The 13169-nt window shown below is 40.2% G+C and carries 12 protein-coding genes; 4 read left to right on the top strand and 8 right to left on the bottom strand.

Translation table 11 applies throughout. The features are described from left to right. The 3 genes from VIM94_RS05110 to VIM94_RS05100 all read left to right on the top strand — a co-directional run. A partial coding sequence (locus tag VIM94_RS05110; protein ID WP_332038214.1) for an NAD-dependent epimerase/dehydratase family protein occupies positions 1-689 on the top strand: 689 nt, incomplete at its 5' end. 218 nt (positions 690-907) lie between these two features. Beyond that, positions 908-2266: a hypothetical protein gene (locus VIM94_RS05105; RefSeq protein ID WP_332038213.1), complete on the top strand. Its 1359-nt coding sequence runs from the start codon at positions 908-910 to the stop codon at positions 2264-2266. After that, positions 2220-2789, top strand: coding sequence for a hypothetical protein (locus VIM94_RS05100; RefSeq protein WP_332038212.1), 570 nt, complete (start codon positions 2220-2222; stop codon positions 2787-2789). Before VIM94_RS05105 ends, VIM94_RS05100 begins: the two co-directional genes overlap by 47 nt. Before the next feature lie 121 nt (positions 2790-2910). Here the strand turns inward: VIM94_RS05100 and mfd are convergent, their stop codons facing one another. The 3 genes from mfd to VIM94_RS05085 are packed head-to-tail and all read right to left on the bottom strand — an operon-like array spanning position 2911 to position 6869. Then, complete coding sequence (gene mfd, locus VIM94_RS05095) at positions 2911-6291, bottom strand: transcription-repair coupling factor (RefSeq protein ID WP_332038211.1); 3381 nt, start codon at positions 6289-6291, stop codon at positions 2911-2913. Positions 6292-6342: 51 nt separating this feature from the next. Further along, entirely contained in the window at positions 6343-6636 is a 294-nt protein-coding gene (locus tag VIM94_RS05090) for a type II toxin-antitoxin system RelE/ParE family toxin (protein ID WP_332038210.1), read from the bottom strand. Further along, positions 6633-6869, bottom strand: a complete 237-nt coding sequence (locus VIM94_RS05085; RefSeq protein WP_332038209.1) for a hypothetical protein — start codon at positions 6867-6869, stop codon at positions 6633-6635. The genes VIM94_RS05090 and VIM94_RS05085 overlap by 4 nt, the downstream gene beginning before the upstream one ends. Positions 6870-6971: 102 nt before the next feature. On the opposite strand from VIM94_RS05085, the gene VIM94_RS05080 reads away from it, so the two are divergent. After that, positions 6972-8363 carry an NAD(P)/FAD-dependent oxidoreductase gene (locus VIM94_RS05080; protein WP_332038208.1) on the top strand — a complete coding sequence of 464 codons (1392 nt, stop codon included), beginning with the start codon at positions 6972-6974 and terminating at the stop codon, positions 8361-8363. Positions 8364-8381: 18 nt separating this feature from the next. On the opposite strand, the gene VIM94_RS05075 is transcribed toward VIM94_RS05080, so the two are convergent. From VIM94_RS05075 to VIM94_RS05055, 5 genes are all read right to left on the bottom strand, one after another. Next, complete coding sequence (locus VIM94_RS05075) at positions 8382-9173, bottom strand: tryptophan-rich sensory protein (RefSeq protein WP_332038207.1); 792 nt, start codon at positions 9171-9173, stop codon at positions 8382-8384. A 6-nt stretch (positions 9174-9179) separates the two neighbouring features. Beyond that, entirely contained in the window at positions 9180-9812 is a 633-nt protein-coding gene (gene pdeM, locus VIM94_RS05070) for a ligase-associated DNA damage response endonuclease PdeM (protein ID WP_332038206.1), read from the bottom strand. A gap of 41 nt (positions 9813-9853) precedes the next feature. Beyond that, entirely contained in the window at positions 9854-11008 is a 1155-nt protein-coding gene (locus tag VIM94_RS05065) for a methionine aminotransferase (protein ID WP_332038205.1), read from the bottom strand. A gap of 79 nt (positions 11009-11087) precedes the next feature. Further along, positions 11088-11831, bottom strand: coding sequence for a succinate dehydrogenase/fumarate reductase iron-sulfur subunit (locus VIM94_RS05060; protein WP_332038204.1), 744 nt, complete (start codon positions 11829-11831; stop codon positions 11088-11090). 68 nt (positions 11832-11899) lie between these two features. After that, the coding region (locus VIM94_RS05055) for an FAD-binding protein (protein WP_332038203.1) at positions 11900-13169 on the bottom strand (1270 nt) is incomplete at its 5' end.

Here is a 13169-nt window from a genome sequence, read left to right as displayed (position 1 = left end):
TGCAGGAAGCGGGAATCACCCCATACCAGATCAAGGTCTTTACCGAAGGCGTACAAGGCGATCTCACTTCCTTCCTGGCAGATGCCGAAGTTTTAATCATCGATATCCCACCCGGACTGAGAAGTGATCCCGAAGCCGATTTTGTAGGCAAAATAGGCCGTATTATCGATTATGTTGAGAAATCTCCTGTAGAGAGGGTGATTTTCGTTAGTTCTACCTCGGTCTATGAAGACCGGGAAGATTTCCCCGAATACACCGAGAACGACGAAGCAAACGGCACCTCAGAAGCTGCCCGGCAATTAATCTCTTCAGAAAAAATGTTGCTGAAGAACGAGCATTTTCAGACTACGGTTATTCGTTTCGGCGGGTTAATTGGTCCCGGCCGGCACCCGGTTAAATATCTGGCCGGCAAAACGGGGATAAAAAATCCGAAAGCCCCGGTAAATCTTATCAGGCAGGAAGACTGTATAGAAATGATAAATCAAATCATCAAAAAAGAAACCTGGGGGAAGATCTTTAATGCTGCCTATCCAGAGCATCCAACCAAAGAAGATTATTACACCAAAACTGCAAAAGAAAAGAATTTAAAGCCTCCTGAATTTGACCAAACCGGGATTTCTAAAGGGAAAAAGATAAGCTCGGTGGAATTAAAGGAGGTGTTGGGGTTTGAATATACTGGGCATATTTGATGTTTTTCGATAAAAATTTAACAATTTTAATAAATAATTTTGTTTTTACTAAACTTAAGCATAAATTCATTGCAACTAATTACCCTGCCAACTTAACCTAAACTTACTTAAATGAAAAAATTCTAATTACTTGGCATTTTAGCCCTGTTCTTTGCAGCTTGTGAAACTGAAGAAATTCTCCCCCCCCGGAATTAAATAAAAAGATTGCTGAGGAGGACGTGAGCAAACCAAAAGAACCACAATTAGAGATAGTTGAGTTCAAGGCTCTCTCTGATAATTTAATACTCCCCCTTACTTCTATCCAGGAAAAACTTAAAACACCAAACTGGCATAGCGCCTTACAATCAAAAGGGAAAAAGTTTATTGATAAAAAAGGAAACACAAATTACACCTTTGTTCTTAATGGTTTTAAAACTGAAACCATTGAAAAAAACAACATTTATTTCGATAACCTTGTTATAAGACATTCCAAAAAGGAAGGAATTTCTTACTTTATTGTTAGATATCACCCTGAAAAAAACTGGCTTCGAGAATCAAAAGATTTTCAACATTTCAACGGCCGATTAAGCTTTTATGGACTAAAGGGAAATCCATTAGGTACAAGCAAACTGAAGAATGGAGAATCTATTACTGACTCCCAAAACACCAAAAGTGGTCATGGGTGTGCTTTATATGTTTACCCTGGCGTAACTGTTTGTAGTAATCTATATCATTCAGATGGCACTTCTAATGGATATTCCTGTTTAACCAGCTATGAGTACAAAATAAGTTGTGGAAGTGGCGGTGGAGTGGACAGCTATCCCGATATAAGTTATGATGATCCTACAAATCCCGATGGCGGAGGCTCAGGCAGCACGGGCGGTTCTACTTATGGTGATGACCCGGACGGTTTAGATGATATCGATGGTGGCTTTGTACCTGTGTTGCCGGAGGAAGAGGAGAAAATTAATACTGACGAACTAAATAATCCCTGTGTTGAAGGCATTATCGAAGAATTATTAAAGAAAGATATGACTTTAACAGGAGATTTAACACATATTTCTCAATATATCTTGGATTTATTTAATAACTCATCTGACAATAGTTTATACTTTGAAAGTAGCCAATTAGGTAAAAATTCCGAAGGGAATGATATAAATGCCACAACAACACCTTATCTAGATGGTTGGAAGATAAATTTAGACACTGACCTTCTTTCAGATGGCACAAAGCTTTCCATAGGTAAAACAATAATTCATGAGTCAGTCCATGCATGGATCAGGCTGATCTTGAAAGAAGACAGAACTTCTGATATAGTAAAAGATCTTAATCTTATCTACCAAAAGTTTCAAAATCAAGATAATCGGTTAAACTTAACTCAACACGAATTTATGGGCCAATATGTCAATGTATTCGCAATTTCTTTATCCGTATTCGATAATCATCGTCAGCCAATGGATTACTATATAAGTTTAAGCTGGGGTGGGCTAGAAACTTCAACAACATATTCTCAACTCCCTAATAAAAATGAAATTCAAAAAATTATTGCAGATGAAAGATTTAATAAAGTTGACGCTAAAGGTACCCCTTGTCCATAAAAACTTAATAGTTATCTTCTTTCTTCTTTCATTTTCACAAATTAATGCTCAAACTAATTGTGATGCAAAAACTTATGAAATAATAAATGCAGTTTTTGATTCAGGAGAAACAGAAATTTATGAGACAACCTTGTTTGAAAAAGGTTGGGCAAGATATTTTGAGGATTATAAAGAAATTTTTGATCGGGTAGGCATCCCTACTTCTATTTCAAATGACAAACTCAAAGAAATTTTAGGAAAAGAAAAATTAAGGTATATAAATTCTTCTATATATGGTTTAAAGCCTTGCAGGCTATCAACTAAGCACCTAAATGGCAATATTAATCTTTCCTCCAATTTTGATCGGAAAAATTCTATTTCCAGAGGAGTATTTCGAATAAGTAAACCGATTATTGTTGAGGATAACATAGCGATTTTAAAAACGGAAAGTATAAATGAATCTCCAATCTATATCCTTCAAAAGAAGGACGGAAAGTGGGAAATTATATATACTTTTTATGATTGGTATATACTGGAAGATTAAAGCTCGTTGCCAGAATTAATGCTACCTGAATTTTATTAAATGATTAAAAGCCCTCACAGGTTTTGAAAACCCGTGAGGGCTTTTAAATACTGTCTCTTAAACTAATCACCTTTAAACAGAATTATTTCTCCTCTACCTCCACCTTCGCCCTCAAATCCAAAGGCTCCAAAACTTTTAAAGCCTGATCTATGGAAGTTACTTTCTCAAAGGTCAATAACAACCGCAATCCGCTGCGGGTTTTCTTTTCTTTCATAGTACAGCTTTGCGGGTGGGTTTGTACGTATTGCAGAACACGGGTAAAATTATTGGTCTGGTAAAAACGCGATTGCTGGTCGGCGATGAAATAGCCTATCATTTTGCCTTGTTTCAGCACCACTTTTTCCAGCCCGATCTTTGAAGCGATCCATTTGATGCGCACGCTGTTAAGCAAATCTACCGCCTCGATGGGAAGTTCCCCAAAACGGTCTGTGAGCTCCGCCTCAAATTTTTGTAAATCCTCTTCCGAAGTGATCTTATTGAGCTGGGTATAAAGATTGAGCCTTTCAGTGATATTATTGATATAATCATCGGGGAAAAGGATCTCGAAATCGGTGTCAATCTGAGTCTCTTTCACAAAGTTCTTGTCTTCAATATCCTCATCGCCGGCATATAAATCCTTAAACTCGTTTTCCTTCAGCTCTTCAATGGCTTCATTAAGGATCTTCTGGTAGGTCTCAAAGCCAATTTCATTGATGAATCCGCTCTGCTCACCGCCCAAAAGGTCTCCGGCACCCCTAATCTCCAGATCTTTCATCGCGATATTAATTCCGCTTCCCAGTTCAGAAAATTGTTCCAGCGCACTAATTCGCTTCCGTGCATCTTCAGTCATAGCTGAAAAAGGTGGCGTAATAAAATAGCAAAAAGCTTTTTTATTGCTTCGCCCTACCCTACCTCGCATCTGGTGCAGGTCGGAAACCCCAAAATTGTTCGCGTTATTGATGAAAATTGTGTTGGCGTTGGTCACATCGAGTCCGCTTTCCACAATAGTTGTAGAAACCAGCACATCAAATTCTCCGTTAATAAAGCTCAACATCAGTTTTTCCAGCTTCTTGCCTTCCATCTGGCCGTGACCCACGCCAATCCTGGCATCTGGAACTACTCGCTGAATCATTCCTGCGACTTCCTTAATATTTTCAATCCTGTTATGAATAAAGAAAACCTGCCCACCCCGTTGAATTTCATAAGAGATCGCATCCCTTATCGTTTCTTCAGAAAATCTTATCACGTTGGTCTCAATGGGATAACGGTTTGGTGGCGGCGTGCTGATGGTAGAAAGGTCCCGCGCGGCCATTAAACTAAACTGAAGGGTTCTCGGAATTGGCGTGGCCGTGAGCGTAAGCGTGTCTACATTTTCTTTGATGGTCTTGAGCTTATCCTTTACCGAAACCCCGAATTTTTGTTCTTCGTCTACAATTAAAAGTCCGAGATCTTTAAATTTCACGGCTTTATTGACCAGCTGGTGGGTTCCTATGATGATATCCACCTTTCCGTTTTCAAGATCGGCTAAGGTTTCCCGGCGTTCTTTGGCAGTTCTGAAACGGTTTAAATAATCTACTGTAACCGGAAAATCTTTCAAGCGTTCAGAAAAGGTTTGGTGGTGTTGAAATGCCAGAATAGTGGTAGGCACCAAAACCGCGACCTGCTTGCCGTTATCAACAGCTTTAAAAGCTGCACGAATTGCAACTTCGGTTTTTCCGAAGCCAACATCGCCACAAACCAGGCGATCCATTGGCCTTTCGCTTTCCATATCTTCCTTCACCGCCTGGGTCGCTGTACTTTGATCTGGAGTATCTTCATAAATAAAAGAGGCCTCCAGTTCGTGCTGTAAATAGGAATCGGGACCGAATGCGAAACCTTTCTGAAGTCGGCGCTTGGCATATAATTCAATTAGATTATAAGCGATGTGCTTAACGCGGGCTTTTGTCTTTTGCTTAAGCTTTTTCCAGGCATTGCTTCCCAGTTTAAAGATTTTGGGCTCTTTCCCGTCTTTTCCGTTATATTTTGAAATCTTATGCAGGGAGTGGATACTGAGGTACAAAATATCGCGCTCGCCATAGAACAATTTTATGGCTTCCTGCTTTTTCCCTTCAACATCAATTTTCTGAAGTCCTCCAAACTTCCCAATTCCGTGGTCAATATGGGTCACGTAATCGCCAACTTCCAGATTGGTGAGTTCTTTTAGAGTTATCGCCTGTTTCTTGGCGTACCCATTCTTGAGATGAAATTTATGATAGCGCTCAAAGATCTGGTGATCGGTATAACATACATTTTTGCCAAGCTCGTCTATGAAACCCTGAAAAAGGGACAGCGTTATGGTTTCGTATTTCACTTCTTTTTCCTGGTCGTCAAAGATGTCGTGGAAACGCTTTGCCTGTTGTTCGCTTACACAGAAAATATAATTTTTATAGCCATTCTCCTGATTTTCGATCAGGTTGTCGATAAGCAAATCGAACTGCTTATTGAAAGAAGGCTGTGGCTTGGTTTGAAACTCAATGACCTTTTCAGTCTCCAGATAAGTCTGGTTACTGAGTTCTACCACCATGTATTCCTTCAACTGACTTCTTATTAACTGGCCGTCACAGAAAAGGTCTTGTGGCTCACTGTGTTTTACTTCTTCGGAAAGTTTCTGAAAAGCCTCCTCTGCTTTGCGAAAAAGTTTATCGGCCTGAGCAGTGAGCAGATCGAGGTTTTTTACAAAAACGACGGTCTGATTAGAAATATATCTTAGAAAACTATCCCTGATCTCGTCCAGGGGTTTGTCTTCCACGTTCGGCATCACCGAGATCTTCTTCACTTTATCTGTAGAAAGCTGCGTTTCCACATCAAAACTTCTGATACTGTCTACTTCATTGCCAAAAAATTCAATTCGGTAAGGCTCGTCGTTACTAAAAGAAAAAACATCAATTATCCCTCCACGCACCGAAAACTCTCCGGGTTCGGTCACAAAATCTACCCGCTTGAATTTATATTCAAAAAGTACTTCGTTTACAAAATCCAGGGATAATTCATCTCCTACGGAAATCTTCAGCGTACTTCTGTCCAACTCTTTTCTGGTAACAACTTTTTCAAATAAAGCATCGGGATAGGTAACGATTATTGCCGGTTTCTTTCTGGAATTAATTCGGTTTAAAACCTCGGCCCGCAACAAAACATTCGCATTATCGGTTTCCTCGATCTGGTATGGGCGACGGTAACTTCCGGGATAAAAGAGCACATTCTTATCACCCAGCAGCTGCTCAAGATCGTTGAGATAATAAGCGGCTTCTTCTTTGTCGTTAAAGATTAACAAAAAAGGCTTCTCAGCTTCCTTAAAAGCATTGGCTGTCACAAAGGAAAATGAAGAGCCAACCAGGCCTTTAAGTTGAATTTTAGAATCATTTTTTTCAGAAGAGACAAGGGTTTCCCTCAATTCCTGCTGTTGCGGGGACTGTGCAAAGCTTTGGGCGATAATAGATTTACTCATTGGGGCAAAGATAATTCCCCGATATGGGCTTCGCAACAAGTCAACATTTTTTTAACGTGGGAACTTACTTTTTGGATTCTGCCAGGTATTAAATACTGAGTAGACAATGACCTCATTCTCCAAAACTTCGTAAATGATGAGATATGGAAAGCGCTTAATTACAGCCTCCCTAAATGGTTTTCTTTTCTCTGAAAAATGAAACGGATAGTTCTTTATCCATTTGAAATAAGAATCCAGATGATCTAAAAATGAGCCACCCAGCCCTACTTTCTTTTCCTCATAATAAAGAAAAGCCTCAATTATCTCTAATTGGGCTTCCTCTTTTATTATAAGTTTAAATGTCATTTTTTTAAAATATTCTTAGCTTTTTTCCGAACCTCTTCCCATGTATAGGATTCGCTTTTATCGTTTAAATGATTTAATCTTCTTTGATCCATTTCCTGATAATCTGTTTCGCTAAGAGGGGTAGATAATTTCTCCTCATAATTTTCTGCAAGGGAAAGCATCATCTCCAAAAGACGTTCATCGGCTTTATCGACATATTTCAATACCGTGTTTTTAAGTTCTACAGCTTCCATATCACTATTTTATTAGTCTTATAAATTTACAAATTTTAAATTTCACTCTCAGATCTAATCTCATTTTAAGATTTACCATTTCCCTAACAGCAAAAAAGTGCGGTGTTTATTAATTTCAGAATAGAATTAAAAACTATGGGCTTTAAACATTTTGATGTATTCGTAATAGGAACCGGGACTGCCGGAAAAAGAGTGGCCTATGCCTGTATTGATGCCGGGCTAAAGGTCGCAATCGCCGATAACCGGGAATATGGCGGCACCTGTGCTAATCGGGGCTGCGATCCCAAAAAAGTACTGACCGGATTCACCGAGATCCTGGACCGTACCAAAAAAATGGAAGGTAAGGGAATTACCCGTGGACCGGAATTTTCATGGGAAGACCTGATGGCCTTTAAAAATACCTTCGTCGATGCTGTTCCTGCAGCTACCGAGAAAAAATTAAAAAAACTGGGGATTGAAATGTATCACCAGTCACCCAAATTTCTCGATGAAAATACCCTTTCGGTGGAAGGTAAAACCGTAACGGCAGATAAGATCGTGATTGCCACCGGGCACAAACCAATGGAACTGCGAATCCCTGGTCGTAATCATGCACTTTACAGCGACGACTTTCTCAACCTTGAAAAACTACCGGAATCGATGATCTTTATTGGAGCCGGATACATCGGGATGGAGTTCGCCCATGTTGCAGCCCGACTTGGAGTTAAGGTCACTATGCTGGAAATGGCAGACAGGATCCTCACCAATTTTGATGAGGATATGAGCAAGTACCTTCAGCAGGTTTCAGAAGAAGAACTGGGGATTGATTTTATCTTCAACGCCAAGGTCAACGAAATTGAAAAGCTTAGGAAGAATTTCAGGGTTACGGCAACTCAGAATGGAAAAGAGGTTTCAGTAAAAGCCGGAATGGTTTTCAATACTGCCGGAAGAGTGCCCTCCATTGATGAGCTGGATCTGGAAAAGGGCAATGTTGAATTCAGCAGGAAAGGTATAGTTGTGAACGAATATCTTCAGAGCCCAAGCAACAAAAACGTTTATGCCTGCGGAGACGTTTCAGCCAGTGAAGGCTTACCCTTAACCCCGCTTTCCTCCCAGGAAGCCCGGATTGTGGCCGCTAATCTGTTAAATAAAGACAAACCAAAAAAGGCCCATTTTCCTCCACAACCCACCGTAGTATTTACTTTACCTAAACTTGCTTCAGTAGGTTTGCTGGAAGCTGAGGCCCGGGAAAAAGGATACGATTTTAAGGTGAAGCATAAATTGGCTACAGATTGGTTTAATGCCAAACACATCAATGAAAAGGTTTATGCCTACAAAACCCTTATTGACAACAAGACCGGTCAGGTTTTAGGTGCTCACCTTGTTGGTCCCGAGTCTTCGGAATTGATCAATATGTTTGTGATGGTGATGTGTGGAAACCTGAATTGCGAAGATGTTAAAAAGATGATCTTTGCCTATCCCAGCTGGGGAAATGACATTAAAGGAATGCTTTAATCCCGTCGCAAAAAATTATTAATCACGGTTCATTAATTTATACATTGGGTTGGTTTTTCGATTCATCCAGCCGTGGTAAACAATATTAGAGAATATAATTACTGCCGTGATTAGCGCAGCATAGGAAATAAGAGGAATTTCATCAAAATGTCTGAAATAGATCGCGATCAATGCCCAAACTCCAACAGCGGCAAATTCGCGCATATTCCGAAGATAGATTATTGCGACATTAATAATTCCTGCAACAAGGATAAGGATTATCGTCCATATTTCTTCGGAAAAAAATGGAGCACTCCATCCAATTTTCGCCAGGTAGGCTGAAACATTGGCAATAGTCGCTACCGAGATCCAACCGGAATACAGGCAAATTGGCCACCAGCTAAAAGCGATGATGTTAATAGGCGCATCCCAACGCTCCATATTGGTTTTAAGAATCACTTTTATGAGGGAAATTAGAATAATAAACATTAATAAGACTGAAAGCCAGGTAAGCTCGTTTAACCAGGTAAAAATCCAAGTGGCATTAGCTAGATTGGCGATGAAAAACCAATAACCTGATTTACGGAGAAAAGTGAGATCTTTTTTTGGACCGAAAGCCTGATAAAGTTGATATCCCGAAAAGATTAAAAGTGCGAGAAAAATAACACCCCAAATAGCAAAAGCATAGCTGGCGGGAGTAAAAAGATTATAATACTCGGCGCTAAGGCTGCCCATTGTATTGTCGTTAATAATTCCGGTTTGTGAGACATAACTTAGCGTGATCACCAAAATGACAGAGATCGCATTTAAAACGGCCAGTCGCTTTTCCATATTTTTTTATTTACTGATTAAAATTACTTCTTTTTGGGTAATTGCATAAGCGGCTTCCCCTTCGTTTAATTCCATCATGAAATTTCCAGTGAATTCTCCAAATGCAGGAAGAATAAGCTGGTCTTTCCTTCGGAAGAAACAAGGAAGCTTAAGGCTTTGTCTTGCTTTTCCGTTTAAACGATAGCCCGGGTGGAGATGTCCACAAATATTGAAAAGACCTTCCCTTTTCCCGGGATGATGGGTGAGCACAAACCCATTGATTTGCCATTCGGAATGAATTTTTACTCCTGATTCTTCATATTTCAACGGGGAAATGATATCGTGGTTTCCAGCTACCAGAACTACCTGGGCTTCTACGAAATTCAACCAATTTTCAAACAACTTCCACTCATTATTCAGGTTGCTATGAAAAAGGTCCCCTAAAAAACAAACCACTTTTGGCCGAAACTTCCCCACCACCTCGCTTAGCCTTATAAAATTAGCATTAATTGCTTTGTGCGGCACCGCACTTCCAAATTTCCTGAAATGGGAGATCTTGCCCAAATGCACATCGCTAATAAGCAAGATTTCCTGTTCCTTCCAGAAAGCAGCACCGCTAGGGTGAAGTTCAAAAGTTTGATTTTGAAGGTTGATTTCCATTTCTGAAAACCTCACAGGTCCTTAAAACCTGTAAGCTTTGATTAAAGTTTATGTAAAATGCTTGCTGCCTTTTCCAGGGTTTCATCGGTTTTGGCGAAGCAGAAGCGCAATTGTTTATTGTCTTTTCCGTCAATATTAAATACCGAAACCGGAATGCTGGCCAAACCGTATTCAGTGATTAGTCTTTTGGAAAAATTCACATCAGCTTCATCGGTTATTTCTGAGTAATCTAAAACCTGGAAATATGTCCCTTTCGAGAGCTTAGCTTTAAACCCTGTATCTTTGATGAGATCAAGAAATTTATCGCGTTTCTGCTGGTAGAAATCTCCAAGTTCAAGATAGTGTTTAGGTTCTTTCAAATATTCAGCAAAAGCACGCTGCATGGGATGGTTTACACAAAAAACAGTGGCCTGATGAAATTTGATAATCTCTTTCATCAAAACTTCAGGAGCCACGCAATAACCCATTTTCCATCCGGTATTATGAAAAGTTTTTCCAAAAGAAGCACAAACGATAGCCCTTTCAGCTAAACCGGAGAATTTGGAAGCACTTTGATGTTGCTCGCCATCAAAAATTAAGTGTTCATAGACCTCATCGCTAAGCAAAATAATATTGGTGTTTTCCAACAATTTTTCCAGTTTCAGCATATCTTCTTCCCTCAAAATAGTTCCGGTAGGGTTATGCGGAGTATTGATGACGATCATACGGGTTTTGGAACTAATCTTTTGTTCGAGTTCCTTCCAATCAATTTTAAAGTCCTTTCCTTTCAACTGGACAAACACAGGTTTTCCCCCGGCCAGTTTTATATCGGGTTCATAAGAATCGTAAGCTGGCTTAAAAACGATCACCTCATCGCCTGGATGAACAAATGCAGTTATGGCGCAATACAAAGCCTGGGTAGCTCCAGCAGTAAATATAATCTCGGAAGCTTCGTTATACTTTTGTTTGTAGAGATTTTCAATTTTAGCAACTATTTGCTCCCTTAGTTCAGGGATTCCGTTCATAGGAGGATACTGGTTGTAACCGTCTTTCATAGCCCTGGAGACCAATTCCTTCAGCTCAATATCTGTTTCGAAATTGGGAAAACCCTGTGACATATCTATGGCCTTGTGTTTTCGGGAAAGGTCACTCATTATTGAAAAAATACTGGTTTTTCCGCCAGGGAGTTTAGAAGGTAAATGCTGAAAATTGGGCATAGTAATGTTTTCAGTAAGGTTAAAAAAAAATCCCGGACTGCAAAGTCCGGGATTTGTATTATAATTAATTTAACCTGTATTATTTCAAACTGGCGCTTAGATATTCTCTATTCATCCTGGCTATATTATCCAGAGAGATACCCTTAGGACATTCTATTTCACAGGCTCCGGTATTGGTGCAGTTACCAAAACCTTCCTTATCCATTTGCTCTACCATGGCAAGCACACGTCTGGTAGCTTCTACTTTACCTTGCGGCAATAAAGCAAACTGGCTCACCTTTGCTGAGGTGAATAGCATTGCACTGGCATTTTTACATGCAGCAACACAAGCCCCACAACCTATACAGGTGGCGGCATCAAACGCATTATCAGCATTGTCTTTTGGTACCGGGATGGAATTGGCGTCCTGGGTATTACCCGAGGTGTTTACAGAAACGTATCCTCCGGCCTGCTGAATTCTTTCAAAAGAATCCCTGTCTACCATAAGGTCTTTAATAACCGGGAAGGCTGCTGCTCTAAATGGTTCGATAGTGATAGTATCTCCATCCTTAAACATCCTCATGTGTAGTTGGCATGTAGTAATAGCACGATCGGGCCCGTGTGGTTCTCCATTAATCTGAAGGCTACAAGTCCCACAAATACCTTCACGGCAGTCGTGGTCAAAGACCACAGGTTCTTCCCCTTTATTAACTAATTCTTCATTAAGAACATCCAACATTTCCAGAAAAGACATATCGGGAGAAACATCACTTATCGGATAAGTCTGGAGTTTCCCTTTAGTTGTAGCGTTTTTCTGACGCCATATTTTGAGTGTAAGATTCATATTGTACAGTATTGAGTAGTGAGTAGTAAGTATCGAGAATTTTACTTCTCAATACTCAGCTCTCAATTCTATTTATAGCTCCTTGTTTTAACTTCGATAAATTCGTAATTAAGATCTTCCTTATGCAGAATAGCTTCACTTGGTTTACCCGTGTATTCCCAGGCAGCAACATACATAAAATTCTCGTCATCCCTAAGGGCTTCCCCTTCTTCGGTTTGATATTCTTCCCTAAAGTGACCTCCACAACTTTCGTTTCGGTGAAGGGCATCTACAGCAAATAGCTCACCCAGTTCAAGGAAATCGGCAACCCGGGCTGCTTTCTCCAGCTCGGTATTGAGTTCGTTTACTTCTCCCGGAACCTTAACATCTTTCCAGAATTCTTCCCGAAGCGCTTTTATTTCTTCCACCGCCGATTTCAAATCTTCGGCATTACGTGACATCCCTGCTTTATTCCACATAATCTTTCCAAGACGTTTGTGAAAATGGTCAACAGATTTTGTTCCGTTATTATTGCAAAGTTTCTCAAGTTGACTACGAACAGCGTTTTCAGCTTCATCAAATTCGGGGCTATCTGTTGGGATTGCCCCTGTTCTAATATCGGCAGCAAGATAATTTCCTATAGTATAAGGAAGTACAAAATATCCATCGGCCAAGCCTTGCATTAAGGCAGAAGCTCCAAGTCTGTTTGCTCCGTGATCTGAGAAGTTGGCTTCTCCTATTGAAAAACATCCAGGAATTGTAGTTTCAAGATTGTAATCTACCCAGGTTCCTCCCATAGTGTAGTGAACCGCAGGGTAGATCATCATTGGTGTTTCATATGGGTTCTGATCTACAATTTTTTCGTACATCTGAAAGAGGTTCCCGTATTTGGATTCAATAGCTTTTTTCCCAAGATCCCTTATTTGTTCATCTGAAGGGTTTTTCAGATGCTGAGTGTTGGCTGCTTCCTTACCATATCGCATAAAGGCGGCACTGAAATCAAGGAATACTGCTTCCCCGGTTTTATTAACCCCGTATCCGGCATCACAACGCTCTTTGGCTGCTCTGGAAGCCACATCCCGAGGCACCAGGTTACCAAAGGCAGGATATCTTCTTTCCAGGTAGTAATCACGATCTTCCTCTTTTAGATCGGTAGGCTTTAAGCGGCCTTCCTGGATAGCTTTGGCATCTTCCAGTTTCTTAGGCACCCAGATTCTTCCATCATTCCGAAGAGATTCAGACATCAATGTAAGTTTAGACTGATGGTCTCCCGAAACCGGAATACAGGTTGGGTGAATTTGCGTGAAAGAAGGATTGGCAAAATAAGCTCCTTTTTTGTGGATTTTCCAGGATGCAGTA

This window comes from Salegentibacter sp., from assembly GCF_036568425.1.
Classification (GTDB): Bacteria; Bacteroidota; Bacteroidia; order Flavobacteriales; family Flavobacteriaceae; genus Salegentibacter.
The sequence above is the reverse complement of the archived record's forward strand: the minus strand, read 5'-3'. Positions and strand labels throughout refer to the sequence as shown.

Bases quoted from the DNA above. Each gene is read 5' to 3' on its own strand.
- VIM94_RS05100 (WP_332038212.1), top strand. From the start codon at position 2,220: ATGAAAGATTTAATAAAGTTGACGCTAAAGGTACCCCTTGTCCATAAA.
- mfd (WP_332038211.1), bottom strand. From the start codon at position 6,291: ATGAGTAAATCTATTATCGCCCAAAGCTTTGCACAGTCCCCGCAACAG.
- VIM94_RS05090 (WP_332038210.1), bottom strand. From the start codon at position 6,636: ATGACATTTAAACTTATAATAAAAGAGGAAGCCCAATTAGAGATAATT.
- VIM94_RS05085 (WP_332038209.1), bottom strand. From the start codon at position 6,869: ATGGAAGCTGTAGAACTTAAAAACACGGTATTGAAATATGTCGATAAA.
- VIM94_RS05075 (WP_332038207.1), bottom strand. From the start codon at position 9,173: ATGGAAAAGCGACTGGCCGTTTTAAATGCGATCTCTGTCATTTTGGTG.
- pdeM (WP_332038206.1), bottom strand. From the start codon at position 9,812: ATGGAAATCAACCTTCAAAATCAAACTTTTGAACTTCACCCTAGCGGT.
- VIM94_RS05065 (WP_332038205.1), bottom strand. From the start codon at position 11,008: ATGCCCAATTTTCAGCATTTACCTTCTAAACTCCCTGGCGGAAAAACC.
- VIM94_RS05060 (WP_332038204.1), bottom strand. From the start codon at position 11,831: ATGAATCTTACACTCAAAATATGGCGTCAGAAAAACGCTACAACTAAA.